18 protein-coding genes are annotated in these 21139 nt (G+C 74.5%); 2 read left to right on the forward strand and 16 right to left on the reverse strand.

What is annotated here, in order from left to right; translation table 11 throughout:
• Window positions 1-89: 89 nt before the first annotated feature.
• Both ACFYVJ_RS05280 and fmt read right to left on the reverse strand, forming a co-directional pair.
• Window positions 90-1508: an RsmB/NOP family class I SAM-dependent RNA methyltransferase gene (locus ACFYVJ_RS05280; RefSeq protein WP_388886771.1), complete on the reverse strand. Its 1419-nt coding sequence runs from the start codon at window positions 1506-1508 to the stop codon at window positions 90-92.
• 42 nt (window positions 1509-1550) lie between these two features.
• On the reverse strand, window positions 1551-2504 hold the full coding sequence (fmt, locus tag ACFYVJ_RS05285) for a methionyl-tRNA formyltransferase (RefSeq protein WP_388886772.1): 954 nt from the start codon (window positions 2502-2504) through the stop codon (window positions 1551-1553).
• 313 nt (window positions 2505-2817) lie between these two features.
• Between fmt and ACFYVJ_RS05290 the strand changes: the two genes are divergently transcribed.
• Complete coding sequence (locus ACFYVJ_RS05290) at window positions 2818-3327, forward strand: hypothetical protein (protein ID WP_388886773.1); 510 nt, start codon at window positions 2818-2820, stop codon at window positions 3325-3327.
• A 376-nt stretch (window positions 3328-3703) separates the two neighbouring features.
• On the opposite strand, the gene ACFYVJ_RS05295 is transcribed toward ACFYVJ_RS05290, so the two are convergent.
• The 14 genes from ACFYVJ_RS05295 to pyrR form a co-directional block, all read right to left on the reverse strand.
• Window positions 3704-5836, reverse strand: coding sequence for a primosomal protein N' (locus tag ACFYVJ_RS05295; protein WP_388886775.1), 2133 nt, complete (start codon window positions 5834-5836; stop codon window positions 3704-3706).
• Window positions 5837-5942: 106 nt separating this feature from the next.
• A complete protein-coding gene (gene metK / locus ACFYVJ_RS05300; RefSeq protein WP_018836703.1) occupies window positions 5943-7154 on the reverse strand; it encodes a methionine adenosyltransferase in 1212 nt (403 codons plus the stop codon).
• Window positions 7155-7372: 218 nt separating this feature from the next.
• Entirely contained in the window at window positions 7373-8617 is a 1245-nt protein-coding gene (gene coaBC / locus ACFYVJ_RS05305; RefSeq protein WP_388886776.1) for a bifunctional phosphopantothenoylcysteine decarboxylase/phosphopantothenate--cysteine ligase CoaBC, read from the reverse strand.
• Between the two features lie 89 nt (window positions 8618-8706).
• Window positions 8707-8979: a DNA-directed RNA polymerase subunit omega gene (rpoZ, locus tag ACFYVJ_RS05310; protein WP_018836705.1), complete on the reverse strand. Its 273-nt coding sequence runs from the start codon at window positions 8977-8979 to the stop codon at window positions 8707-8709.
• A 31-nt stretch (window positions 8980-9010) separates the two neighbouring features.
• Window positions 9011-9604 carry a guanylate kinase gene (gmk, locus tag ACFYVJ_RS05315; RefSeq protein ID WP_101425558.1) on the reverse strand — a complete coding sequence of 198 codons (594 nt, stop codon included), beginning with the start codon at window positions 9602-9604 and terminating at the stop codon, window positions 9011-9013.
• Between the two features lie 39 nt (window positions 9605-9643).
• Window positions 9644-9967: an integration host factor gene (locus tag ACFYVJ_RS05320; RefSeq protein ID WP_018836707.1), complete on the reverse strand. Its 324-nt coding sequence runs from the start codon at window positions 9965-9967 to the stop codon at window positions 9644-9646.
• Window positions 9968-10174: 207 nt separating this feature from the next.
• The gene (gene pyrF, locus ACFYVJ_RS05325; RefSeq protein ID WP_388886778.1) at window positions 10175-11026 is read right to left on the reverse strand and encodes an orotidine-5'-phosphate decarboxylase; all 852 of its coding nucleotides are present in this window, start codon (window positions 11024-11026) and stop codon (window positions 10175-10177) included.
• Window positions 11023-12192 carry a quinone-dependent dihydroorotate dehydrogenase gene (locus ACFYVJ_RS05330; RefSeq protein WP_388886780.1) on the reverse strand — a complete coding sequence of 390 codons (1170 nt, stop codon included), beginning with the start codon at window positions 12190-12192 and terminating at the stop codon, window positions 11023-11025. Before ACFYVJ_RS05330 ends, pyrF begins: the two co-directional genes overlap by 4 nt.
• An 85-nt stretch (window positions 12193-12277) precedes the next feature.
• On the reverse strand, window positions 12278-15598 hold the full coding sequence (gene carB, locus ACFYVJ_RS05335; RefSeq protein ID WP_388886782.1) for a carbamoyl-phosphate synthase large subunit: 3321 nt from the start codon (window positions 15596-15598) through the stop codon (window positions 12278-12280).
• Complete coding sequence (gene carA, locus ACFYVJ_RS05340; RefSeq protein WP_388886784.1) at window positions 15591-16760, reverse strand: glutamine-hydrolyzing carbamoyl-phosphate synthase small subunit; 1170 nt, start codon at window positions 16758-16760, stop codon at window positions 15591-15593. The genes carB and carA overlap by 8 nt, the downstream gene beginning before the upstream one ends.
• On the reverse strand, window positions 16757-17362 hold the full coding sequence (locus ACFYVJ_RS05345) for a hypothetical protein (RefSeq protein WP_388886786.1): 606 nt from the start codon (window positions 17360-17362) through the stop codon (window positions 16757-16759). The genes carA and ACFYVJ_RS05345 overlap by 4 nt, the downstream gene beginning before the upstream one ends.
• Window positions 17359-18654, reverse strand: coding sequence for a dihydroorotase (locus ACFYVJ_RS05350; RefSeq protein WP_388886788.1), 1296 nt, complete (start codon window positions 18652-18654; stop codon window positions 17359-17361). The genes ACFYVJ_RS05345 and ACFYVJ_RS05350 overlap by 4 nt, the downstream gene beginning before the upstream one ends.
• Window positions 18651-19658 (reverse strand): aspartate carbamoyltransferase catalytic subunit, encoded by a 1008-nt coding sequence (locus tag ACFYVJ_RS05355; protein WP_388886790.1) that lies wholly within the window; start codon window positions 19656-19658, stop codon window positions 18651-18653. The genes ACFYVJ_RS05350 and ACFYVJ_RS05355 overlap by 4 nt, the downstream gene beginning before the upstream one ends.
• A gap of 92 nt (window positions 19659-19750) precedes the next feature.
• On the reverse strand, window positions 19751-20311 hold the full coding sequence (gene pyrR, locus ACFYVJ_RS05360) for a bifunctional pyr operon transcriptional regulator/uracil phosphoribosyltransferase PyrR (RefSeq protein ID WP_101425550.1): 561 nt from the start codon (window positions 20309-20311) through the stop codon (window positions 19751-19753).
• Window positions 20312-20538: 227 nt separating this feature from the next.
• On the opposite strand from pyrR, the gene ACFYVJ_RS05365 reads away from it, so the two are divergent.
• On the forward strand, window positions 20539-21042 hold the full coding sequence (locus tag ACFYVJ_RS05365) for a transcriptional regulator (RefSeq protein ID WP_018836716.1): 504 nt from the start codon (window positions 20539-20541) through the stop codon (window positions 21040-21042).
• Window positions 21043-21139: the final 97 nt, after the last annotated feature.

A 21139-nucleotide genomic window follows, 5' to 3' on the forward strand; every position in this document is an offset into this window, starting at 1 on the left:
CACTCCCTGTTCACCGCGCGTGGGCCGGAATGTCGGGTTCGGTGCCGGTCCCTCCGCCCCGGGGCCGGGAGCCGGCCGCGGACGGGGGCTCAGCCGGTGCGGCGCAGCAGTGCGAGGTACATCGCGTCGGTGCCGTGGCGGTGCGGCCAGAGCTGGATGTCGGGTCCTTCGCCGAGCTCCGGTACGCCGGGCAGCAGCGGGCGGGCGTCGACCAGCTCGGCGGCGGGGGCCCCGGCCGCCTTCAGCACGTCGTCGACGACCGCGCGGGTCTCGGCGGGGTGCGGGGAGCAGGTGACGTAGCCGACGACGCCCCCGGTGCGTACGGCCCGCAGCGCGTCCTCCAGCAGCGCCCGCTGGAGCGGCGCGAAGCCCTCCAGGTCCTCCGGGCGGCGGCGCCAGCGGGCCTCGGGGCGGCGGCGCAGGGCGCCCAGGCCCGTACAGGGGACGTCGACGAGGACGCGGTCGAAGCCGCCGGGCCGCCAGGCCGGGCGGGTGCCGTCGGCGACGACGACCTGGTACGGGCCCGGGTTGCCGGCCAGCGCGCGGGCGACCAGCCTGGCCCGGTGCGGCTGCTTCTCGGCCGCCACCAGCGCCGCGCCGCGCTCCGCGGCCAGCGCCGCCAGCAGCGCCGCCTTGCCGCCGGGACCGGCGCAGCCGTCGAGCCAGCGGCTGTCGGGGCCCTCCAGCGGGGCGTTCGCGAGCGCCAGCGCGACGAGCTGACTGCCCTCGTCCTGCACGCCTGCCCGGCCGTCGCGCACCTCGTCCAGCGCACCCGGGTCGCCGCCCTCGGCCAGCCGCACCGCGTACGGGGACCAGCGCCCCGGCAGCGTGTCCGGGCCGCTCAGGTCCTCCGGGGTGGCCCGTCCGGGGCGGGCGACGAGGGTGACCTCGGGCCGCTCGTTGTCGGCGGTCAGCAGCTCCTCCATCCCGGCCCGGCCGCCGCCGAGCGCGTCCCAGAGCGCGGAGACGATCCAGCGGGGGTGGGAGTGGACGACGGCGAGGTGCTCTTCCGGGTCGTCGGCGTAGGGGGGCGCCACCTCGGCCAGCCAGGCGTCCAGGTCGCGGGCGGCGATCTTGCGCAGCACGGCGTTGACGAACCGCGCCCGCCCGTCGCCCAGCACGACGCGCCCCAGCTCCACCGTCGCCGAGACGGCGGCGTGCGGCGGGATGCGGGTGCCGAGGAGCTGGTGGGCGCCGAGGCTCAGGACGTCGAGCACCTCGGGGTCGACCTCGCGCAGCGGGCGGTCGACGCAGGCGGCGATGATCCGGTCGTACGTGCCCTGGCGGCGCAGCGTGCCGTAGACCAGCTCGGTCGCCAGCGCCGCGTCCCTGGCGTCGAAGCCGTCGCGCTGGCGGGCCTGCCGGAGCATGGGCGGCAGCACGAGGTTGGCGTAGGCGTCGCGCTCGTCGACCGCGCGGAGCGCGTCGTAGGCGAGGATCCGTACGGGATCCTTCTGCGGCCTGCGGTAGGGCTTGGCGGGCCGGCGACGGCGCGGCTGGTCGCTCACGTGAAATGTGCTCCGGGGCTGGCAGTTGCTTACACCGGAAGCCTACGCCCCGGCCGGCTCAGGCCCGTCGCCGAGGCGTTCGCCGGAGGCGATGCGCACGCCGCGCGCCCAGTCCGCGGCCGCCATCGGCCGCTTGCCCTGGGCCTGCACCCACTCCAGCTCCACGGCGTACGAACCGGTGCCGACGTGCACCGCGGACTTCTCCACGGCCAGCTCGCCGGGCGCCAGGTCCGTGCGCTCGGGGCGCGGGGTGACCGAGCGGACCTTCAGCCGCTCGCCGCGGAACGTCGTCCAGGCCCCGGGCGCGGGGGCGCAGCCGCGGACCACGCGGTCGACGCGCAGCGCGGGGGCGGCGAAGTCCAGCCGCGCGTCGGCCACCTGGATCTTCGGCGCCGACGTCACGCCCTCGGCGGGCTGCGGCACGGCCTTGAGACTGCCGTCCTCGATCCCGTCCATGGTGGCGGCGAGCAGCCCCGAGCCGGCCATGGCCAGCCGGGTCAGCAGGTCGCCGCTGGTGTCAGTGGGCCGCACCTGCTCGGTGACGACCCCGAACACCGGCCCGGAGTCGAGCCCTTCCTCGATCCGGAAGGTGGTCGCGCCGGTCACCTCGTCGCCGGCGAGGATCGCGTGCTGCACGGGCGCGGCCCCGCGCCAGGCGGGCAGCAGCGAGAAGTGCAGGTTGACCCAGCCGTGCACGGGGATGTCGAGCGCGGGCCTGGGCAGCAGGGCGCCGTACGCGACGACGGGGCAGCAGTCCGGGCCGATGGCGCGCAGCCGGTCCAGGAACTCCGGCTCCCTGGGCCGCCCCGGCTTCAGCACCTCGATCCCGGCCTCCTCGGCACGCTGCGCGACGGGGCTCGCCACCAGCCGCCGGCCCCGCCCGGCGGGCGCGTCGGGCCGGGTGATGACGGCGACGACCTCGTGCCGGTCCGACGCGAGCAGGGCGTCGAGGGCGGGAACGGCGACTTCGGGCGTACCGGCGAAAACGAGCCTCATGGGCGGTGCGGGTCCTCTCGGCGGCGCCGGTGGCGCGGGCGTGGGCGTACGGGGCGGGCGGTCCCGGCGGCGACGGGAGCGGGCCAAGTCTAGGACCCGCGCAGGCGGGGCCGGGGGCGGGCGCGGGCGGAACACCGAGGTCCGGATACGCCAGGGGCGTGCGGTCGGCCGCACGCTCCCGGGCACGGAGCGCGCGCCCCCGACCCGTGACCGCCGAGTAAGTGTCGCGTTGCTCAGTCAGGAAAGTGAAAAACGACCGAAACGGGCCGCTCCGCGGCCCGATCCGAACGACGCCGGTTCGAGAGGCTTCTCCATGGCCGACCACGCAAGCCACGACGCCCAGGCGCGGGCGAGCCTGCAGCTCCTGGTGCGGGACATCGAAAGGGTGCGCAGGCAGGTCGACGCGCTGCGCACCCTGACCGCCCAGCTTGGCAACGTCTACCGCCCCCGGCGGACGGGCCCGTCCGCGGGCTTCGTCGTGTATGGGCGGGCCCCGGCGCCCACGGTGCGGCTCGCCCAGGAGCTGCGGGACAACGTCGAGACGCTGGTGACCGCGGCGGTCGACTTCGACCGCTCGCTCGGCTTCTCCTGGGACGCGGTGGGCTCGGCGCTGGGAGTCACCAAGCAGGCGGTCCACCGCCGCTACGGCACGCGCCGCGCGCAGCAGCCGCCCCAGGCCGGCTCCACCGAGGCCGCGGGCCCCGCGGCCGGCGAGTCCCGGCTGCCGTCGGGAACGCTCCCGGTCGTCCCGGCCGCCCGCCCGGCCCCGGGCACGGCCGCACCGACCCAGCAGACGGACGCGGTGGCGATGACGCAGTCCTGACGGCGCCCGGCCGGGAGGGCCGGGTTTGCGGGCGGCCGGTGCGGCCGCCGTGCGCGGCGTGTGGCGGGACGTCACGCCCGCCGTGCCGCCGACGCGTCCGCACGCTCCCGTACTTGAGGACACCCGGACCGCCCGCCCGGTCCGGGCCGGGTCCCGCGCCGGCGTATGCCGCGGCCGGCTCACACGCGCCCGGCTCACACGCGGCCGGAACGCCGCCGCGCCCGGAAGCCTCCCGGGCCGCGCGCCCGCCGGAGCCGGGTCCCGCTCCTCCCTGTGCCCGGCCCGGCGCTCCGGCGCCCGGCCCGCCCCGTAGGACCGCGCGAGTGCCGAGCCGCCTTGCCGGGCGCCCCGCCCCCGCCGGGGGTGACGCGCGTGGTCAGCCGATGTCCGGCGGGTCGATACGGATGCGCAGCGGCGGGCCCGTGCGGCGGGCCATGCGGGACGCCTGCGCCGCCTTCAGGGCCGCCGCCAGGGCGGCTCCGTGGCCCGGCGGGACCCGTAGCAGCACCCGCTCCCACGACTCCCCCGGCGCCGGGCCGCCCCCCGCCGCACCCCGTCCGCCCGGCGACTCCGGCACCGGGACCGGCCCCAGCACCTCCGTCGACGGCGGCAGCCCCGCGTCGCCGACGAACGCCGTGACCGCCTCCCCCGGTCCCCAGACCGCCGCCATCCGGGACACCGGCGGGAAGCCCAGCTCCGCGCGCTCCGCCAGCTCCGTGCCGGCGAAGCCCGCCGGGTCCCAGCGCACCAGGGCCTGCACCGGCCGCTGCGCCGGGTCCGCGACGACCGCCGCCACCCCGCCCACCGCGGAGCCGCGGACCAGCGCCGCCGCAGTCAGCCAGCGCCGCAGCGCCTCCTCCCCGGCCCGCAGGTCCGGCCGGTTCAGCAGCGCCCAGCCGTCGAGCAGCAGCGCCGCCGCGTACCCGCCCTCCGCGACGGGCTCCGCGCCCGGCGTGCTGACGACCAGCGCCGGGGCGTCCGGCACCCGCGCCAGCACATGGTCACGCCCCGACGTGCGCACCGGCACAGACGGGAACGCCCGCCCCAGCTCCTCCGCCGTCCGCCGGGCGCCGACGACCTGCGCGCGCAGCCGCGTACCGCCGCACTCGGGGCACCGCCAGGCGTGCTCGCGCGTCGCGCACCAGCCGCACACCAGCGCCTCCCGGCGGCCCTCGCCCACCAGCGGCCCCGCGCAGCGGGCGCAGCGCGCGGGCGCGCGGCAGCGGGCACAGGCCAGCCGGGGCGCATACCCCCGGCGGGGCACCTGCACCAGCACCGGACCGGCCCGCAGCCCCTCCCGCGCGACCTGCCACGCGAGCGTCGGCAGCCGGGCGGCGCGGGCCGCCGCGTCGCGGGCCTGCTCGCTGTCGCCGACCGTGCGGACGAGCGGCGCGGCGGCCCGTACCGTCTCCCGGGGGGCGGCGACGGGCTGCGCCCAGCCGCTCTCCACGTACCGGGCGGCCTCGACGCTGCACGCGTGGCCGCCGACGAGGAGCCCGGTGTGCTCGCGGGCCGCGCGCAGGGCCAGGATCTCGCGGGCGTGCGGCTGCGGCGCGCGGTCGTCGGCGTGCGAGGTGTCGGCGTCGTCCCAGATGGCGGCGAGCCCGAGGTCCCGTACGGGCGCGAAGGCGGCGGCCCGGGTGCCGACGACGCCGCGGACGGCGCCGCGGCTGACGGCGAGCCAGCGGCGGTAGCGCGCTTCGGGCCCGGCGTCGGCGGTGAGCAGCACGTGCCGGCCGCGGCCGACGAGCGCGGTCAGCGCCTCGTCGACGCGGGCGGCGGCGCGGCCGTCGGGCAGCACGGCGAGCGCGCCGCGGCCGGCGGCGAGGGCGGCGGCCAGCGCGCGGGCCAGCTCCTCTGGCCAGTCGGGTCCCGGCAGCGCCGTCCACACCGCCCGCGGGGCGCCGCCTTCCGCCAGCGCGGCGAGCAGCCCGGGCCCGTTGGCGTAGCGCGCCCAGCTCCCGGCGTCGGGGGCGGGCGGCGGCGGAAGCGGGTCCGGCGAGGGCTTCTTCTCGGCCCGGGCCATCCGCGGCGGCAGCGCGAGCTGGACGACGTCGGCGAGGGCGCCGGCGTACCGGTCGGCGACGGCCTGGCACAGGTCCAGGAGCTGCGCGCCCAGGACGGGCTCGGGCGAGAGGACCTGGGCAAGGGGCGCGAGGGTGCCGGGGAAGTCGCTGTCGGCGCGGCGCTCGACCACGTACCCGTTGATCAGCCCGCCGCCCTCCCGGCGTCCCTCGCGCTCGCCGGCGCCGAAGCGGACGCGGACGCGGACGCCGGGGCGCGCCTCGGCGTCCATCGCGGCGGGCACCGCGTAGTCGAAGAGGCGGTCGAGGTGGAGCAGGCCCTTGTCGACCAGGACGCGGGCGACGGGCAGCTCCTCGGCCAGCGCGGCGCCGCGCCAGGTGCGCGGGCGGGCGCGTGGGCCCTTGGCCTTGCGCACGGTCTCCCGGATGAGGGCGAGCTGCTCCGCTCCCTCGGGTGCCGCCTCCCGGCCGTCGTCGCTGCTCACCCCTCCGTCCTACCAGACGCGAAGGACACCCCGCCGGACGGCCGGAGGCCCCGGACCGCGGTCCGGGGCCTCGGGCTGTCCAGCGCGGGGGAAGCGGGGTGCGCGCTCAGATGCCGGCGGCCTTGCGCAGCGCGTCGACGCGGTCGGTCCGCTCCCAGGTGAAGTCGGCCAGCGGGCGGCCGAAGTGGCCGTACGCGGCGGTCTGGGAGTAGATCGGGCGCAGCAGGTCCAGGTCGCGGATGAGCGCCGCCGGGCGGAGGTCGAAGACCTCGGAGATGGCGTTCTCGATCTTCTCGACGTCGACCGTCGCGGTGCCGAAGGTCTCGACGAAGAGCCCGACCGGCTCGGCCTTGCCGATCGCGTACGCCACCTGCACCTCGCAGCGCGAGGCCAGCCCGGCGGCCACGACGTTCTTGGCGACCCAGCGCATCGCGTACGCGGCGGAGCGGTCGACCTTGGACGGGTCCTTGCCGGAGAAGGCGCCGCCGCCGTGCCGGGCCATGCCGCCGTAGGTGTCGATGATGATCTTGCGCCCGGTGAGCCCGGCGTCGCCCATCGGGCCGCCGATCTCGAACCGGCCGGTGGGGTTGACCAGCAGGCGGTAGCCCTCGGTGTCCAGCTTGATGCCGTCGTCGAGGAGCGCCTTCAGCTCCGGCTCCACGACGAACTCGCGGATGTCGGGCGTCAGCAGCGAGTCCAGGTCGATGTCCGAGGCGTGCTGCGAGGAGACGACGACGGTGTCGAGCCGGGCCGCCTTGTCGCCGTTGTACTCGATGGTGACCTGCGTCTTGCCGTCGGGGCGCAGGTAGGGGATGGTCCCGTTCTTGCGGACCTCGCTGAGCCGGGCGGAGAGCCGGTGCGCCAGGTGGATGGGCAGCGGCATCAGCTCGGGCGTCTCGTCGCAGGCGTAGCCGAACATCAGGCCCTGGTCGCCGGCGCCCTGGAGGTCGAGGTCGTCGCCGCCGGAGCCCTCGACCCGGCTCTCGTACGCGGTGTCCACACCCTGGGCGATGTCCGGCGACTGGGCGCCGATGGACACCGAGACGCCACAGGAGGCGCCGTCGAAGCCCTTCTTCGACGAGTCGTACCCGATCTCCAGGATCTTGTTCCGCACGAGGGTCGCGATGTCCGCGTAGCCGGAGGTGGTCACCTCGCCGGCCACGTGCACCTGGCCGGTGGTGATCAGGGTCTCGACGGCGACGCGGGAGTGCGGGTCGTCCTTGAGCAGGGCGTCGAGGATGGCGTCGCTGATCTGGTCAGCGATCTTGTCGGGGTGGCCCTCGGTAACGGATTCCGAGGTGAAAAGGCGGCGGGACACATCGCTCCCCACGGTTGCAGCGGCTGCTGGCTGATCGGTTGCGGAACCCGGGCCGGGCGCTTCCGGGACGGGCCCGCGGGCCATTTTATCCGGGACTCTCGCTCAGGGGACAACCCGTCTCGGTCCCTGGATGCCCGTTGACCTGGGGAACAGCAGGTTCCCGCAGGTGTTCCCCCGGAAAGCAGCAATAATCTGCCGGAGTGTCGGGCGGGGACGGCTCAGCCGAGCCGTTCCGCCACGAGGTCCCACACCACGTCGGCCAGCGCTTCCTTGGGCCCGAACGGCACGGGCACCTCGTGCCCGTCGGCGGTGAGCACCACGGCCTCGTTGCCGTCGGAGCCGAACGCCTTGGTCTCGCCCACCTCGTTGACGACGAGCAGGTCGCAGCCCTTGCGGGCGAGCTTGGCGCGGCCGTTGGCGAGCACGTCGTCGGTCTCGGCGGCGAAGCCGACGACGACCTGCCCGGGGTGCGGCCTGGCGGCGGAGATCCCGGCGAGGATGTCGGGGTTGCGGGTGAGGGTGATCGGGTCCGGCTCGCGGTCGTCCTTCTTCTTGATCTTGCCGGTGGCGTACGTCACCGGGCGGAAGTCGGCGACGGCGGCGGCCATGACGACGGCGTCGGCGTCGGCCGCGGCCTTCACCACGGCCTCCTGGAGCTCCACGGCGGTGCCCACGCGCACGATGTCGGCGCCCGCGGGATCGGGCAGCGCGGTGTTCGCGGCCAGCAGCGTGACCCGGGCACCGCGGGCGACGGCGGTACGGGCCAGCGCGTACCCCTGCAGGCCGGACGAGCGGTTGCCCAGGAAGCGCACGGGGTCCAGCGGCTCGCGGGTGCCGCCCGCGCTGACGACGACGTGCCGCCCGGCGAGGTCGGTGGCCGGCCCCCCGGCGCCGCGGGCGAGCGCGCGGCGGCAGACCTCGAAGATCGCCGCCGGCTCCGGCAGCCGGCCCTTGCCGGTGTCGGCGCCGGTGAGCCGCCCGACGGCGGGCTCGATGACCACGGCGCCGCGGCCCCGCAGCGTGGCCACGTTGGCCTGGGTGGCGGGGTGCTCCCACATCTCGGTGTGCATGGCGGGCGCGAAGACGACCGGGCAGGAGGCGGTGAGCAGGGTGTTCGTCAGCAGGTCGTCGGCCAGGCCGTGGGCGGCCTTGGCGAGCACGTCGGCGGTGGCGGGGGCGACGACCACGAGGTCGGCCCGCCTGCCGATCCGCACGTGCGGTACCTCGTGCACGTCCGCCCAGGTCTCGGTGGCGGCGGGACGGCCGGAGAGGGCCGCCCAGGTGGCCTCGCCGACGAAGTGCAGCGCGGCGGCCGTGGGCACGGCCCGTACCGCATGGCCCGACTCGGTGAAGAGCCGCAGCAGCTCGCACGCCTTGTACGCCGCGATGCCGCCGCTGACGCCCAGCACCACCTCGGCCGGTGCCATCGCTCCCGCCGCCGTCTCCTGGCCCGCTTCCGCCATGTCCCGCTCCCCACCGCTCGTCGTCTCCACCCCCATGACACACCACGGGCCCGGCAGCCGCGCTGCCGGGCCCGTCGGATGAGGGATGCCTACTGCGCGGGGCCCTCGGTGGCCTCGGAGGTCAGCAGACCCGCGTTGATCTCGCGGAGCGCGATGGACAGCGGCTTCTCGTGCACGTGGGTGTCCACCAGCGGGCCGACGTACTCCAGCAGGCCCTCGCCGAGCTGGGAGTAGTACGCATTGATCTGCCGCGCGCGCTTCGCCGCGTAGATCACGAGGCTGTACTTGGAGTCGGTCGCCTCAAGCAGCTCGTCGATCGGCGGGTTGATGATGCCCTCGGGCGCGGTGATGGGAGAGGACAACCTATCCAGCCTTCCAGTGAAACTTCACGAATCAAACCTGCATCAAGGCTAGCAGCTCGGCGGAGACGTCCTCGACGGAGGTGTTGACAAGCGTCGAGTCGAACTCCTCCTCGGCCGCCAGCTCGGTCCGCGCCGCGGCCAGCCGGCGCTCGATGACCTCCGGCGGCTCCGTGCCGCGCCCGGTGAGCCGGCGCACCAGCTCGTCCCAGCTCGGCGGGGCGAGGAAGACCAGCATCGCGTCGGGCATGCTCTCCCGGACCAGCCGCGCCCCCTGGAGGTCGATCTCCAGCAGCACGGGCTCGCCGGCGTCCAGCCGCTCCAGCACGGGCCCGCGCGGGGTGCCGTACCGGTTGCCGGAGAACTCCGCCCACTCCAGCAGCTCGCCGTTGGCGACGAGCTTGTCGAACTCGTCGTCGCTGACGAAGAAGTACTGGACACCGTGCCGCTCGCCGGGGCGCGGTCTGCGGGTCGTCGCGGAGACCGAGAGCCACACCTCGGGATGGACCTTGCGCAGATGCGCGACGACCGTGCTCTTGCCGACCCCTGAGGGGCCGGAGAGCACGGTCAGCCGCGGACGATCTGCCGGCGGGACGGGGGCCGCCCCCCGGGAGAAGGCTGTACTCATGCAGCGATTATCCCGGTTTCCGGAAGTGCCTCGGAACGGTCAGGAACCGGTGCTGCCGAACTCGCGCTCAAGCGAGGCGATCTGGTTGGAGCCCAGACCGCGCACCCGACGACTCTCGGAGATGCCGAGACGCTCCATGATCTGCTTGGCGCGCACCTTGCCCACGCCGGGCATGGACTCAAGCAGGGCGGAGACCTTCATCTTGCCGATGACGTCGTTCTCCTGGCCCTGCTTGATGACGTCGTGCAGGGAAGCGCCGGAGTGCTTCAGCCGATTCTTGACCTCGGCGCGCTCCCGGCGAGCCGCTGCGGCCTTCTCGAGCGCGGCTGCGCGCTGTTCAGGGGTAAGGGGCGGAAGAGCCACGCCTACGTCACCTCGGATGTCGAACTAATCGGATATGGAACGGTGTGGAACCTAGTGGCCCCGCACCTGCGGAGCAACGAGCAACGCGCTGGCGCCCGCGCTCTGATGACGGAGACTAGCGGCCGAGAACGCGCCAGTCAGCGAGAACAGACGAAAAGTCCTGGTCAGACTCAAGTTCCGCGGCAAGTTCTGGGCATATGACCCGGTTTATTGGTATACGTTCCGTACGTCATCGGCCAATTGTTCGGCAGCCGCCCGCAGCCTCGCGGTATCCGGTCCGTGCGCCAGCACCGACCGGCTTGCGCTGGGCAGGACTTGGGGCAGCGCGGCGCCGAAGACCCGCGGGAGGTCCGCGGGCGCGGCGCCCTGGGCGCCGATGCCGGGGGCCAGCAGCGGGCCGTTGACGGCCAGGTCGGCGCCGGCTTCGGCGAGGGTGGCGCCGACGACGGCGCCGACCGAACCGAGCGGCTCCGCACCGCGGTTCTCGGCGGCGATGTGGTCCAGCATCGTCTGCGCAACGGTTCGTGCGCCGTGCGCGCCGTGCACGGCGGCGCGCTGCACCTCGGCGCCCTCCGGGTTGGAGGTGAGCGTGACGACGAAGAGGCCGGCGCCTGCGGCGTGGGCGGCGTCCAGCGCGGGGCGCAGCGACTCGTACCCGAGATAGGGGGTGACGGTCAGCGCGTCGGAGCGCAGCGGCGCGTCCTTGTCGAGGTACGCGGCGGCGTAGCCGCCCATCGTCGAGCCGATGTCGCCGCGCTTGGCGTCCATCAGGACCAGCGCCCCGGCCGCCCGCGCCGCCGCGACGGCCTTCTCCAGCACGGCGACGCCGCGGGAGCCGAAGCGCTCGAAGAACGCGGACTGCGGCTTGAGCACGGCGACGCGGTCGGCCAGCGCCTCGACGGCGGTCATCGCGAACCGCTCCAGACCCGCCGGGTCGTCCGGCAGCTCCCAGCGGGCCAGCAGCGCGGCGTGCGGGTCGATGCCGACGCACAGCGGGCCGCGGTCGGCCGTGGCCCGGTGCAGCCGGCTGCCGAAGGGCTCGGCGGGCTCGGGGGTCATGCGGTCGCCTTCCTGGCGTCGGCGCCGACGGCGTCGGCGAGGGTGGCGTACGGGGACGCGGCCAGCAGCTCCGCCAGGCCGCGGTGGATCCTGCGGGGCCACAGCGGGCCCTCGTAGACGAAGGCGCTGTAGCCCTGGACGAGGGTGGCGCCGGCGAGGATCCGCTCCCAGGCGTGTGCGGCGGTCTCCACGCCGCCGACGCCGACGAGCACGATCCCGTTCTCGCCGGGCGCGCCCACGCGCGCGTAGAGGCGGCGCAGCACCTCCAGGGAGCGACGCCGCAGCGGCGCTCCCGACAGGCCGCCGGCGCCGATGGACTCGACCCGGGAGCGCGCGGTGACGAGGTCCTCGCGGGCGATGGTGGTGTTGGTGGCGATGATGCCGTCGAGGCCCAGCTCCAGGGCCAGGTCGGCGACCGCGTCGACGTCCTCGTCCGCGAGGTCGGGGGCGATCTTGACCAGCAGCGGTACGCGCCCGTGGGTGCCCGGCGCGGCGGCCCTGGCGGTGCCGCCCGCGACCCGGTCGGCGGCGGCGCGGACGGCTTCGAGCAGCGGGCGCAGGTGGGCGACGGCCTGGAGGTCGCGCAGTCCCGGGGTGTTGGGCGAGGAGACGTTGACGACGAGGTAGTCGGCGTGTCCCGCGAGCCGTTCCGCGGAGGTGACGTAGTCGGCGATGGCACCCGATTCGGGGACGGCCTTGGTCTTGCCGATGTTGACGCCGACGACGGCGTGCGGCCGGTACGGGGTACGCCGGCCGTACCGGCGGCGGGCCAGGCGGGCGGCGACGGCGGCGGAGCCGTCGTTGTTGAAGCCCATCCGGTTGACCAGGGCCCGGTCCGGGATCAGCCGGAAGAGCCGCGTCGGCTCGTTGCCCGGCTGGGCGGTGGCGGTGACCGTGCCGACCTCCACGAAGTCGAAGCCCAGCATGGTCAGCCCGTCGATGCCGACCGCGTTCTTGTCGAAGCCCGCGGCGAGCCCGAAGGGGCCGGGGAAGTCGATGCCGAGCGCGTGGACGCGGAGTTCGGGGTGGCGGGGGGCCGCGGTGACGCGGACGGCGCTGCGCACGCCGGGTGCGGCGGCAGCGCTGCGGATGGCCGCGAACGCCAGGCGGTGGGCCCGCTCGGAGTCCAGCCGGGAGAGGACGCTGTGGAAGAGCAAGGGATACATGAGGGACCTTCGGCTGCTTCGGGTGCCGGGCCCCCGCAGGACCGGTGGCGGACCGGCGGGGGCTCGGGACGACTCGGGGCGGCGGCTAGCGGGCGCGGGCCTCGGTGAGGTGCCCGGCGTGCTCCTGGAGGGAGCGCACCCCCACCTCGCCGCGGGTCAGCGCCTCGATGCCCTGGACGGCGGCGGCCAGCGCCTGGACGGTCGTCAGGCACGGCACGCCGCGGGCGACGGCGGCGGTACGGATGTCGTAGCCGTCGAGCCGGCCGCCGGTGCCGTACGGCGTGTTGACGATGAGGTCGACGGCGCCGTCGTGGATCAACTGCACGATCGTGCGCTCGCCGTCGGGCCCTGGGCCCTGCGAGTGCTTGCGCACGACGGTCGCGGCGATGCCGTTGCGCCTGAGCACCTCCGCGGTGCCGGAGGTGGCCAGCAGCTCGAAGCCGTGCTGGACCAGCTCGCGGGCCGGGAAGACCATCGAGCGCTTGTCCCGGTTGGCGACCGAGACGAACGCGCGGCCCCGGGTGGGCAGCGCGCCGTACGCGGCGGCCTGCGACTTGGCGTACGCCGTGCCGAAGACGCTGTCGATGCCCATGACCTCGCCGGTGGAGCGCATCTCGGGGCCGAGCACGGTGTCGACGCCCCGGCCGCGGATGTCGCGGAAGCGGGTCCACGGCAGCACGGCCTCCTTCACCGAGATCGGCGCGTCCAGCGGCAGCGTGCCGCCGTCGCCGGTGGCCGGCAGCATGCCCTCCGCGCGCAGCTCGGCGACGGTGGCGCCGAGCGAGATGCGGGCGGCGGCCTTGGCCAGCGGGACGGCGGTGGCCTTGGAGGTGAAGGGGACGGTGCGCGAGGCGCGCGGGTTGGCCTCCAGCACGTAGAGGATGTCCCCGGCCAGTGCGAACTGGATGTTGATCAGCCCGCGCACGCCGACGCCGCGCGCGATGGCCTCGGTGGAGGCGCGCAGCCGCTTGATGTCGTGCCCGCCGAGGGTGATGGGGGGCAGCGCGCAGGCGGAGTCTCCGGAGTGGATGCCGGCTTCTTCGATGTGCTCCATGACGCCGCCCAGGTACAGCTCCCGGCCGTCGTAGAGCGCGTCGACGTCGATCTCGATGGTGTCGTCGAGGAACCGGTCGACGAGGACGGGGTGTTCGGAGATGAGCCCGGCGTGCCGCTCCAGATACGCGGCCAGCGACGGCTCGTCGTAGACGATCTCCATGCCGCGCCCGCCGAGCACGTACGACGGCCGCACCATGACCGGATAGCCGATCCCGGCGGCGATCGTCTTGGCCTCGGCGAAGGAGAACGCGGTGCCGTACTTGGGCGCCGGCAGCCCCGCCTCGGCGAGCACGCGGCCGAACGCGCCGCGGTCCTCGGCGGCGTGGATCGCCTCCGGCGACGTGCCCGCGACGGGCACGCCGTTGTCCTTCAGCGCCTGCGCGAGGCCCAGCGGGGTCTGCCCGCCCAACTGCACGAGGACGCCGGCGACCGGGCCCGCCTGGGTCTCGGCGTGCACGACCTCCAGCACGTCTTCGAGGGTCAGCGGCTCGAAGTAGAGCCGGTCGGAGGTGTCGTAGTCGGTGGAGACGGTCTCCGGATTGCAGTTGACCATCACGGTCTCGTAGCCCGCCTCGCCGAGGGCGAAGGAGGCGTGGACGCAGGAGTAGTCGAACTCGATGCCCTGGCCGATGCGGTTGGGCCCGGAGCCGAGGATGATCACCGCGGGCCGCTCGCGCGGGGCGACCTCGGTCTCCTCGTCGTACGAGGAGTAGAGGTACGGGGTACGGGCCGCGAACTCGGCGGCGCAGGTGTCGACGGTCTTGTAGACCGGGCGTACGCCCAGCGCGTGCCGCACCTCGCGCACCACGTCCTCGCGCAGCCCGCGTACGCCGGCGATCTGGGCGTCGGAGAAGCCGTGGCGCTTGGCGTACGCGAGCAGGTCAGGGCCGAGGTGGTCCGCGGCGGCCAGCTCGTCGGCGACCTCCTTGATCAGGAAGAACTGGTCGACGAACCACGGGTCGATCCGCGTCGCCTCGTGCACCTCCGCCTCGGTGGCGCCGGCCCGGATGGCGGCCATCACGGTGTTCAGCCGGCCGTCCGTGGGCACGGCCGCCTTCTCCAGCAGCGCGGCCTTCTCGCCGGGACCCGGCGGCGGGCCGGCGAAGTCGAAGGGGGCGTCCTTCTTCTCGACCGAGCGCAGCGCCTTGTTCAGCGCCTCGGTGAAGTTGCGGCCGATGGCCATGGCCTCGCCGACCGACTTCATCGTGGTGGTGAGGGTCGCGTCGGCGGCGGGGAACTTCTCGAAGGCGAAGCGGGGCACCTTCACCACCACGTAGTCGAGCGTGGGCTCGAAGGACGCGGGGGTCTCGCGGGTGATGTCGTTGGGGATCTCGTCCAGGGTGTAGCCCACGGCCAGCTTCGCGGCGATCTTGGCGATCGGGAAGCCGGTGGCCTTGGAGGCGAGCGCGGAGGAGCGGGAGACGCGCGGGTTCATCTCGATGACGACGACCCGGCCGTCCGCGGGGTCGACCGCGAACTGGATGTTGCAGCCGCCGGTGTCGACGCCGACCTCGCGGATGACGGCGATGCCGATGTCGCGCAGGATCTGGTACTCACGGTCGGTGAGCGTCATCGACGGGGCGACGGTCACGGAGTCGCCGGTGTGCACGCCCATGGGGTCGAGGTTCTCGATGGAGCAGACGACCACGACGTTGTCGTGCTTGTCGCGCATCAGCTCCAGCTCGTACTCCTTCCACCCGAGGATGGACTCCTCGAGCAGCACCTCGGTCGTCGGCGAGAGCGCGAGCCCCTGTCCTGCGATGCGGCGCAGCTCCTCCTCGTCGTGCGCGAAGCCGGAGCCGGCGCCGCCCATGGTGAAGGAGGGCCGGACGACCACGGGGTAGCCGCCGAGTTCGTCGACGCCCGCCACCACCTCGTCCATCGTGTGGCAGATCACCGAGCGCGCGGACTCGCCGTGCCCGGTCTTGCGGCGGACCTCGGCGACGACGTCCTTGAACTGGTCGCGGTCCTCGCCCTTCTGGATGGCCTCGACGTTGGCGCCGATCAGCTCCACGCCGTACTTCTCCAGCACCCCGGAGTCGTGCAGCGAGACCGCGGTGTTGAGCGCGGTCTGGCCGCCGAGGGTGGGCAGCAGGGCGTCGGGGCGCTCGCGCGCGATGATCTTCTCGACGAACTCGGGGGTGATCGGCTCGACGTACGTGGCGTCGGCGATCTCCGGGTCGGTCATGATCGTCGCCGGGTTGGAGTTGACGAGGATGACGCGCAGGCCCTCGGCCCTGAGCACGCGGCACGCCTGGGTGCCGGAGTAGTCGAACTCGGCGGCCTGGCCGATGACGATCGGGCCCGAGCCGATGACCAGGACGGACCGGATATCGGTGCGCTTAGGCACGCTGGGCTCCCTGTGCTGGCGGTGCTGTCTTTGCCGTCTGAGCGGCCATGAGCTGGACGAAGCGGTCGAAGAGGTACGCGGCGTCGTGCGGCCCCGCCGCCGCCTCGGGGTGGTACTGGACGGAGAACGCCGGCCGGTCGAGCAGCCGCAGGCCCTCGACCACCCGGTCGTTGAGGCACACGTGGCTGACCTCGGCGCGCCCGTACGGGGTGTCGGTGATCTCGTCCAGGGGGGCGTCCACGGCGAAGCCGTGGTTGTGCGCGGTGACCTCGACGCGGCCCGTGGTGCGGTCCTGGACGGGCTGGTTGATGCCGCGGTGGCCGTACTTCAGCTTGTACGTGCCGAAGCCCAGGGCGCGGCCGAGGAGCTGGTTGCCGAAGCAGATGCCGAACAGCGGCGTGCCGCGCTCCAGCACCGCGCGGACCACGGTGAGGTCGGCGGCGGCCGGGTCGCCGGGCCCGTTGGAGAGGAACACGCCGTCGGGCCGGACCGCGTAGACCTCCTCGGCCGTGGCGGTGGCCGGCAGCACGTGCACCTCGATGCCGCGCTCGGCCATGCGCCGCGGCGTCATGCCCTTGATGCCGAGGTCGAGCGCGGCGACGGTGAAGCGCTTCGCGCCGATCGCGGGGACGACGTACGGCTCGTCGGTGGCGACCTCGGGCGCGAGGTCCGCGCCCTTCATCTGCTCCTGCACCCGCACCCTGGCGAGCATCGCGTCCGGGTCCGCGACCCGGTCGCCGGAGAAGATCCCGACGCGCATCGCGCCGCGCTCGCGCAGGTGCCGGGTGATCGCCCGGGTGTCGACGCCGGAGATCCCGACGACGCCCTGGCGGCGCAGCTCCTCGTCGAGGGAGCGGGTGGCGCGCCAACTGGAGGGGACGCGGGCGGGGTCGCGCACGACGTAGCCGGAGACCCAGATGCGGGCGGACTCGGCGTCCTCGTCGTTGACGCCGGTGTTGCCGACGTGCGGGGCGGTCATGACGACGACCTGGCGGTGGTACGAGGGGTCGGTCAGGGTCTCCTGGTAGCCGGTCATGCCGGTGGAGAACACGGCTTCGCCGAAGGTCTCCCCCGTCGCTCCGTAGGCGCGGCCGCGGAAGCTGCGGCCGTCTTCGAGGACGAGTACGGCGGGGCTGTCCTGGCCGCGGTGGGCTGCGGTCATCGTGTGCCTTCCGTGGTGGTGCTGTCTGCGGTGCTCGCGGCGGCGTCGGCGGGAGCGTTCTCGGTCGTCGGGGCGCCGAGCGCCGCCACCCAGGCGGCGTGCTCGGCGGCGTGGTCGGAGCGGAACCCGGAGTCGTACTCCGCACCGCCGTGGGCCCAGGTGACCACCAGCAGCCCGCCCTCGGTGAGGACCTTGCCCGCGATGGCCTTGTCGAGCCGGGCGCCGCGCAGATGGGCGGCGGGGACGAAGAAGTCGGCGGCCCCCGGGCGTACGACCGCCAGGCCCTGCTCGGTGAGGGTCAGCTCGACGCGGCTGCGTACGCCGAGGCCGTGGGCGACGATGCGGTCGAGCCACTGCCCGGCGGCGGTCGTGCCGTGGTAGCGGCCGGTCAGCTCCAGCCGTACCTGACCGGTCTCCTCGGGGATCGGGGGCAGGTCCGGAATGCCGGACTGGAGCTGGCCGCGCCACTTCCAGCCCTCGCGCATCAGCCAGTAGACGAGCGCGATGAAGAGGATCAGGCCGACGACCCAGCCGATGCGCGCCGCCCAGTCGGTCACCGGCTGCGACCGCGGCTCCTCGGCGAGCAGGGTGGCGAGCCTCATACGGGCTCACCTCCGGCGAGGGTGGCCCGGCCGCGCAGGAAGGTGTGGGTGACCCGTCCTGGCAGCTCGCGGCCCGCGTACGGGGTGTTGCGGCTGCGGGAGGCGAAGCTGTGCGGATCCACCCGCCCACGGTAGGCCGGATCGAGCAGGGTGAGGTTGGCGGGCTCGCCGGGGGCGACGGGACGGCCGTGGCCGTCGAGGCGGCCGATGGCGGCGGGACGGAAGGACATCCGGTCGGCGACGCCCGACCAGTCGAGCAGCCCGGTGTCGACCATCGTCTGCTGCACGACGGACAGCGCCGTCTCCAGGCCGACCATGCCCATGGCGGCGGCGGCCCACTCGCAGTCCTTGTCCTCCTGCGGGTGCGGGGCGTGGTCGGTGGCGACGCAGTCGATGGTGCCGTCGGCCAGCGCCTCGCGCAGCGCGCGCACGTCGGTCTCGGTGCGCAGCGGCGGGTTGACCTTGTAGACGGGGTCGTAGGAGCGGACCAGCTCGTCGGTGAGGAGCAGGTGGTGCGGCGTGACCTCGGCGGTGACCCGCCAGCCCTTGGACTTCGCCCAGCGCACGATCTCCACCGAGCCGGCGGTGGACAGGTGGCAGATGTGCACCCGGGAGTCGACGTGGGCGGCGAGCAGCACGTCCCGCGCGATGACCGACTCCTCGGCCGCGGCGGGCCAGCCGCCGAGACCCAGCTCGGCGGAGACGACGCCCTCGTTCATCTGGGCGCCCTCGGTCAGCCGCGGCTCCTGCGCGTGCTGCGCGACGACGCCGTCGAACGCCTTCACGTACTCCAGTGCCCGGCGCATGATCACGGCGTCGTCCACGCACTTGCCGTCGTCGGAGAAGACCACGACGCCGGCCGCCGACTCGTGCATGGCGCCCAGCTCTGCGAGCTGCTTGCCCTCCAGGCCCACGGTGACGGCGCCGACCGGCTGCACGTCGCAGTAGCCGGACTCGCGGCCCAGCCGCCAGACCTGCTCCACGACGCCCGCGGTGTCGGCGACGGGGAAGGTGTTCGCCATCGCGTGGACGGCGGTGAAGCCGCCCTTCGCGGCGGCGCGGGTGCCGGTCAGGACGGTCTCGGAGTCCTCCCGGCCGGGCTCGCGCAGGTGGGTGTGGAGGTCGACCAGTCCCGGCAGCAGGATGTGGCCCGCGGCCTCGACCACCTCGGCGCCGCCGGCCGGCAGCGCCACGCCGGGCTCGGCGACCTCGGCGATCGTCTCGCCGTCGACCAGGACGTCCCGGGCCTCGCCGCCGAGGATCTTCGCGCCGCGGATCAGGGTCTTGCTCATCGGTCGGTCTCCTCGGTGCGTGCGGTGGTCGGGGCGGGGGTGGCGGTGGTGGCTGCGGCGGGGGCCTCGCCCGGTGCGCCGCCGAGCAGCAGGTAGAGCACGGCCATGCGGATGGAGACGCCGTTGGCGACCTGCTCGACGGCGGTGCAGCGCGGCGAGTCGGCGACCTCGGCGGTGATCTCCATGCCGCGGTTCATCGGGCCCGGGTGCATGACGAGGGCGTGCTCGGGCATGCGCGCCATCCGGTCGCCGTCGAGGCCGTAGCGGCGGGCGTACTCGCGCTCGGTGGGGAAGAACGCGGCGTTCATCCGCTCCCGCTGCACCCGCAGCATCATCACGCCGTCGGACTTCGGCAGCACGGCGTCCAGGTCGTACGAGACCTCGCACGGCCAGCTCTCCACGCCGACCGGCACCAGCGTGGGCGGCGCGACCAGGGTGACCTCGGCGCCGAGGGTGTGCAGCAGCAGCACGTTCGAGCGGGCGACCCGGCTGTGCAGGATGTCGCCGACGACCGTGATCCGGCGGCCGTCGAGGCCCCCGCCGGTGCCGGGCGCCAGGTGGCGGCGCATGGTGAAGGCGTCGAGCAGCGCCTGCGTGGGGTGCTCGTGGGTGCCGTCGCCCGCGTTGACGACGGAGCCGTTGATCCAGCCGGAGGTGGCCAGCCGGTGCGGGGCGCCGGAGTCGTGGTGGCGGATGACGACGGCGTCGGCGCCCATGGCCTCCAGGGTCAGGGCGGTGTCCTTCAGGGACTCGCCCTTGGAGACCGACGAGCCCTTGGCGGAGAAGTTGATGACGTCGGCGGAGAGCCGCTTGGCGGCGGCTTCGAAGGAGATGCGGGTGCGCGTGGAGTCCTCGTAGAAGAGGTTGACCACGGTGCGGCCGCGCAGGGTGGGCAGTTTCTTGATGGGCCGGTCCGCGATCCGGGCCAGCTCCTCGGCGGTGTCGAGGATCAGCACGGCGTCGTCGCGGGACAGGTCGGCGGCCGAGATGAGATGGCGCTTCACTGGGTGCTCCGGGGTGTCGTGGGTACGGCGGGTCGCGCGCCGCGGCTCACGGGGGCGTACGCCCCCGGGGGCCGGCGGGCGGGGCGGGCGTCCTACTTGGAGCCGAGCAGCACGGCGTCGCGGCCGTCCTGTTCGGTGAGCTGGACGCGGACCGTCTCCCGCAGCGACGTGGGGAGGTTCTTGCCGACGTAGTCGGCGCGGATGGGCAGCTCGCGGTGGCCGCGGTCGACGAGGACGGCGAGCTGGACCGCCCGCGGCCTGCCGATGTCGTTCAGCGCGTCGAGCGCCGCGCGGATCGTGCGTCCGGAGAAGAGCACGTCGTCCACGAGCACCACCAGCCGGCCGTCGATCCCCTCCGCGGGGATGTCCGTGCGGGCGAGCGCGCGGGGCGGGCCCATGCGCAGATCGTCGCGGTACATCGTGATGTCGAGCGAGCCGACGCCCGACTGGCCGAACTTGCTGCCGGTGATCTCTTCGAGCTTCGCGGCGAGCCGGTGGCCGAGCCACACGCCGCGGGTCGGGATGCCCAGGAGCACCACGTCGTGGGCGCCTTTGGTGCGCTCCACGATCTCGTGCGCGATGCGGGTCAGCACCCGCTGGATGTCCGGCGCCTCCAGTACGGGCCGCGCCGGTTCAGGGCTGTGCGTGTCCATACGAAAAGGACCCCCTTCCCCGCCTCACAGGACGGGCGTTAAAGGACGTCAGGTCCCCTCTACCGTAACAGCGCGGCCGGACACCACCGCCGCCGGGGCTCCGCCGCCCCACCGCCGCGCGCGCACCACCCTGATGGGTGGCGGCCGGATGAATCTTCCGCTTGACGAAGCCAAGTTACGCTGCGTAACCTCACAGTGAGTTACCAGACTGTCGTCCGGGGAGCCATATGTCCAGCGAATACGCCAAACAGCTCGGGGCCAAGCTCCGGGGCATCCGTACCCAGCAGGGCCTCTCACTGCACGGCGTGGAGGAGAAGTCCCAGGGGCGCTGGAAGGCCGTCGTCGTCGGGTCGTACGAGCGCGGGGACCGTGCGGTCACCGTGCAGCGCCTGGCCGAGCTGGCGGACTTCTACGGGGTGCCGGTGCAGGAGCTTCTCCCGGGTTCGGCGCCCGGCGGGGCCGCGGAGCCGCCGCCGAAGCTCGTGCTGGACCTGGAGCGCCTGGCCCAGATCCCCGCGGAGAAGGCGGGCCCGCTGCAGCGCTACGCGGCGACGATCCAGAGCCAGCGCGGGGACTACAACGGCAAGGTCCTCTCCATCCGCCAGGACGACCTGCGCACGCTCGCCGTGATCTACGACCAGTCGCCCTCGGTGCTGACCGAGCAGCTCATCGGCTGGGGTGTCCTGGACGCCGACGCCCGCCGCGCCGTCGTGGTCCACGAAGACGCCTGACCAGCGCCCCACCTGCAGAAACGTGCCGCCCGGGGGGGGGGGGGGGGGCGGCGGGGGGGGCCCCCCCCCCCGCGGGGGGGGCGGGGGGCGGGGGCGC

It is taken from the genome of Streptomyces sp. NPDC004134 (assembly GCF_042874195.1).
Lineage (GTDB): Bacteria > Actinomycetota > Actinomycetes > Streptomycetales > Streptomycetaceae > Streptomyces.

Coding starts and splice junctions, on each gene's coding strand:
- coaBC (WP_388886776.1), bottom strand. CDS start 8,617: ATGGCGGAAGCGGGCCAGGAGACGGCGGCGGGAGCGATGGCACCGGCC.
- pyrR (WP_101425550.1), bottom strand. CDS start 20,311: ATGGACACGCACAGCCCTGAACCGGCGCGGCCCGTACTGGAGGCGCCG.
- ACFYVJ_RS05290 (WP_388886773.1), top strand. CDS start 2,818: ATGGCCGACCACGCAAGCCACGACGCCCAGGCGCGGGCGAGCCTGCAG.
- ACFYVJ_RS05350 (WP_388886788.1), bottom strand. CDS start 18,654: ATGAGCAAGACCCTGATCCGCGGCGCGAAGATCCTCGGCGGCGAGGCC.
- ACFYVJ_RS05345 (WP_388886786.1), bottom strand. CDS start 17,362: ATGAGGCTCGCCACCCTGCTCGCCGAGGAGCCGCGGTCGCAGCCGGTG.
- ACFYVJ_RS05365 (WP_018836716.1), top strand. CDS start 20,539: ATGTCCAGCGAATACGCCAAACAGCTCGGGGCCAAGCTCCGGGGCATC.
- ACFYVJ_RS05330 (WP_388886780.1), bottom strand. CDS start 12,192: ATGTATCCCTTGCTCTTCCACAGCGTCCTCTCCCGGCTGGACTCCGAG.
- pyrF (WP_388886778.1), bottom strand. CDS start 11,026: ATGACCCCCGAGCCCGCCGAGCCCTTCGGCAGCCGGCTGCACCGGGCC.
- fmt (WP_388886772.1), bottom strand. CDS start 2,504: ATGAGGCTCGTTTTCGCCGGTACGCCCGAAGTCGCCGTTCCCGCCCTC.
- carA (WP_388886784.1), bottom strand. CDS start 16,760: ATGACCGCAGCCCACCGCGGCCAGGACAGCCCCGCCGTACTCGTCCTC.
- gmk (WP_101425558.1), bottom strand. CDS start 9,604: ATGAGTACAGCCTTCTCCCGGGGGGCGGCCCCCGTCCCGCCGGCAGAT.